The 3,590-nt window shown below is 63.0% G+C and carries 6 protein-coding genes; 5 read left to right on the top strand and 1 reads right to left on the bottom strand.

Annotation, left to right across the window (positions count from 1 at the left end; genetic code table 11):
- The 5 genes from QZY06_RS14835 to QZY06_RS14815 all read left to right on the top strand — a co-directional run.
- On the top strand, window positions 1–533 hold a 533-nt coding region (locus QZY06_RS14835), incomplete at its 5' end, for an ABC transporter permease (RefSeq protein ID WP_295685851.1).
- A 29-nt stretch (window positions 534–562) separates the two neighbouring features.
- Window positions 563–1,111, top strand: coding sequence for an outer membrane lipid asymmetry maintenance protein MlaD (gene mlaD, locus QZY06_RS14830; RefSeq protein WP_295685850.1), 549 nt, complete (start codon window positions 563–565; stop codon window positions 1,109–1,111).
- A 31-nt stretch (window positions 1,112–1,142) separates the two neighbouring features.
- Complete coding sequence (locus tag QZY06_RS14825) at window positions 1,143–1,778, top strand: phospholipid-binding protein MlaC (protein ID WP_295685849.1); 636 nt, start codon at window positions 1,143–1,145, stop codon at window positions 1,776–1,778.
- A gap of 19 nt (window positions 1,779–1,797) precedes the next feature.
- On the top strand, window positions 1,798–2,049 hold the full coding sequence (locus tag QZY06_RS14820; RefSeq protein WP_295685848.1) for an STAS domain-containing protein: 252 nt from the start codon (window positions 1,798–1,800) through the stop codon (window positions 2,047–2,049).
- A gap of 53 nt (window positions 2,050–2,102) precedes the next feature.
- Entirely contained in the window at window positions 2,103–2,837 is a 735-nt protein-coding gene (locus QZY06_RS14815) for a VacJ family lipoprotein (RefSeq protein WP_295685847.1), read from the top strand.
- A 65-nt stretch (window positions 2,838–2,902) separates the two neighbouring features.
- Here QZY06_RS14815 and QZY06_RS14810 read toward each other — a convergent pair.
- On the bottom strand, window positions 2,903–3,590 hold a 688-nt coding region (locus QZY06_RS14810), incomplete at its 5' end, for a phosphoribosylformylglycinamidine synthase subunit PurQ (RefSeq protein WP_295685846.1).

Here is a 3,590-nt window from a genome sequence, read left to right as displayed (position 1 = left end):
CGTCGAGCCTTGGCGTGCTGGTGGCGTTGTCGATCGTCCGCGAGCTGGGTCCGGTGGTCACCGGCCTGCTGTTCGCCGGCCGTGCCGGTACCGCGCTGGCCGCAGAAATCGGCCTGATGAAGGCCACCGACCAGTTGGCCGGCATGGAAATGATGGCGGTCGATCCGATCAAGCGGGTCATCGCGCCGCGCTTCATCGCCGGCCTGATCGCGATGCCGCTGCTGGTGTCGATCTTTTCGATGATGGCCATCGGCATTGCCGGCGGTCATGCAATCGGCGTCGAGCTGCTGGGCGTCGACGATGGCTCTTACTGGTCGCAGATCAACCAGTCGATGCATGGCGGCGACATCCGCGACATGCTGATCAAGTCGTCCGTGTTCGGCCTGGCGATCAGCTGGATCGCCGTCTACCAGGGCTATCACGCAGCGCCGACTTCCGAAGGTGTTTCACGCGCCACGACCTCCACCGTGGTGGTGTCGTCACTGGCAATTCTGGCGCTGGATTTCGTGCTCACCGCCTTCATGTTCCGTTAAGCGACCCAAGACCAGACTGGACCCTCATCATGCAATCAAGAAGCCTTGAACTCCTGGTCGGATTCTTCGTGTGCCTCGGCATCGCGGCGGTGTTCGTACTCACCTTCCGCGTGGCCAGCCTCGATTCGGTCGGCGACAGCGGCAGCAGCTACACGATCACCGCGAAATTCGAGAACACCGGCAGCCTGGCACGTGGCGCCTCGGTGAAGCTGTCCGGCGTGCGCATCGGCCGGGTTCGCGAGATCGGCATCGATCCGGAAACCTTCCAGGCCGTGGTGAGCATGGAAATCGACGGCAGCCGCAACAATATTCCGAGTGATTCGAATCTGAAGATCCTGACCGCCGGCCTGCTCGGCGAGCAGTACATCGGTCTGGAACCGGGTGGCGATCCGGAGCCTTTGAAGAATGGCAGCGAGATCACCTTCACCCAGTCCGCGCTGGTGCTGGAAAATCTGATCGGCCAGTTCCTGACCTCGTTCACCCAGAAGGAACCGTCCGCCGCCAAGAAGTCCGAAGAATCCGCTGAACCGAAGGCTGCGCCCAAGACTGATGGGCCAGCCCCGGCTCCTGCGAAGTGAACTCATCGATATCTATCCGTTGGAGCACCCCATGCTGAAGAAATTCCTGACCTTGATCCTCGGCTTCGGTCTCGCTGCGCAAGTCGCCGCGGCGCCTGCTGCAGCCACGCCGGACACCGCGCTGAAAGGCACCACCGAGCAGCTGCAGAAGCTGATCCAGACCAACTACAAGGCTTACCGCGCCGATCTGCCGAAGTTCTATCAGGCCGTCGACGAAGTCGTGGTGCCGCGCTTCGACGTGCCCTACATCGCCCAGTTGGTGCTGGCCTCCAACTACAAGGCGGCGACGGCAGAGCAGCGCAGCCGTTTCGCGGCGGCGTTCAAGAACATGATGGTGCGCGCCTACGCAAACGCCATGCTCGACAACTACAACTCGATCCAGATCGATTGGCTGCCGGTGCGCCTGGGCGAGAACGACAAAACGGCGCTGGTCAACACGACGATGAAGTCGGACAGCGGCAAGGCCTATGCGATCGGCTTCCGCGTGCGCAATGTCGACAACGACTGGAAGGTGTTCGACATCGCCGTCGAGAACATCTCGCTGATCACCAATTTCCGCACCCAGCTCAATGCCGAGATCAAGAAGAACGGTCTCGACTCGGTGATCGAGCGCATGGAGAAAGGCGATTTCCTCGAAGCGGCCAAGAAGAATGGCGGCGCCAGCTGATCCTGCCGTGACTGCCAGCATGCAAGTCGACGGCGCGCTCGATTTCAAACATGTGCCGCAGTGGCTGGACAGGGCCAAGGAACTGGCTGCTGCCGGTGAGCTCGATCTCGCAGGCGTCACCCGAGCCGATTCCGCGGGTCTGGCGCTGCTACTCGAGCTCACCCGACGAGCTCAGGCGCTAGGCAAGCCGTTGCAGCTGCGGAACCCGCCTGCGCAGCTGATCGAGCTGTCGCGCTTCTTCGGATTGGACACCCTGCTACGCTTCACCTGACAGATAACAATACGTACACCGGGGACGGCTACATGAGGTATGCAGGCATTTCGTTGACTCTTGCGGCGCTGCTGGTCAGCGGTTGTGCCCATCACCCGGCCGACAACCCCTCCGATCCGCTGGAACCGGTCAACCGCGTCGTCTTCAAGATCAACGAAACCGCCGACAAGTACGCGCTGCGGCCGATCGCCAAGGGTTACGTGTACATCACGCCGGCGCCGATTCGCACCGGTATCGGCAACTTCTTCGACAACCTCGACGAGCCGCGCAACATCATCAATGCGCTGCTGCAGGGCAAGCCGCTGCAGGCCTCGAAAAACCTTGGCCGTCTGGTGCTGAACAGCACTGCCGGCCTGGTCGGCTTCATCGACGTGGCCAGCGAAGTGGGCCTGGCACGTCACGAAGAAGGCTTCGGCCAGACGCTCGGCTACTGGGGCGTTGGCGAAGGCTGGTACCTGATGCTGCCGCTACTCGGCCCGAGCACCAATCGCGATCTGGTCGGTTTCGTCGTCGACATCCCGACCAAGCCGCTGTGGTACCTCAGCGGCAGTGAGGACGTCTACGCACTCAGCGCGACCGGCATCAATCTGGTCAACACCCGCGCCAACTACTTGAGCGCCGATTCGATCCTGGAGCAGCAGTTCGATCGCTACCTCTTCGTGCGCACCGCCTATCTGCAGCAGCGCTGGAACCTGATCCACGACGGCAATCCGCCGCTGGATGATTTCGAGCTGCCGGATGATGAATCCGATGCGCCGGCAGCGGCGCCGGCTCCCGCCAAGAAATAAGCGGCAGCTGCAAAAAAGGGCGGCGCGGGTTTTCCGCGTCGCCCTTTTTTTTATGCCTGGAATCCTCAGCGCGCGAACGCCCGCGCGTTCTGGAACATCCGGAACCACGGCGTCTTGTCATCCCACTGCCGCGGCCACCAGCTGCCGACGGTGCCGGCGATGGTCCGTTCCGGATGCGGCATCAGGATCGTCACCCGACCATCGGCGTTGGTGACCGAGGCGATGCCGGCCGGTGAGCCATTCGGGTTCGCCGGATAGCGCGTTGCCACCCGCCCGCGGTTGTCGATGTAGCGCATCACGATACCGCCGGCGGCTTCCAGCGCCGCCTGATCGGCCGTGTTGCCGAACTCGGCGCGGCCTTCGCCGTGGGCAACGGCGATCGGCATCCGGGTGCCGGCCATGCCCTGGAAGAACATCGACTTGCTCTCGGTCAGCTCGACCATCGACCAGCGCGCTTCGAACTGCTCCGAACGATTGCGCCGGAACGCCGGCCAGGCTTCGGCGCCCGGCACGATGCCCTTGAGTGCGGCCATCATCTGACAGCCATTGCAGACACCGAGCGCGAAGCGATCATCCTTGGCCAGGAAGCGCTGGAATTCGTCGCGAGCGCGTTCGTTGAACAGGATCGAGCGCGCCCAACCGAGGCCGGCGCCGAGCACATCGCCGTAGCTGAAGCCGCCGGCCGCCGCGAAACCGGCGAAGCCATCGAGCTGCACGCGGCCTTCGAGGATGTCGCTCATGTGCACGTCGACG

This window comes from uncultured Nevskia sp., assembly GCF_903885465.1.
Classification (GTDB): domain Bacteria; phylum Pseudomonadota; class Gammaproteobacteria; order Nevskiales; family Nevskiaceae; genus Nevskia.
The sequence above is the reverse complement of the archived record's forward strand: the minus strand, read 5'-3'. Positions and strand labels throughout refer to the sequence as shown.

Excerpts from the sequence above, each read along its gene's own strand:
- mlaD (WP_295685850.1), top strand. The coding sequence starts at position 563 with ATGCAATCAAGAAGCCTTGAACTCCTGGTCGGATTCTTCGTGTGCCTC.
- QZY06_RS14825 (WP_295685849.1), top strand. The coding sequence starts at position 1,143 with ATGCTGAAGAAATTCCTGACCTTGATCCTCGGCTTCGGTCTCGCTGCG.
- QZY06_RS14820 (WP_295685848.1), top strand. The coding sequence starts at position 1,798 with ATGCAAGTCGACGGCGCGCTCGATTTCAAACATGTGCCGCAGTGGCTG.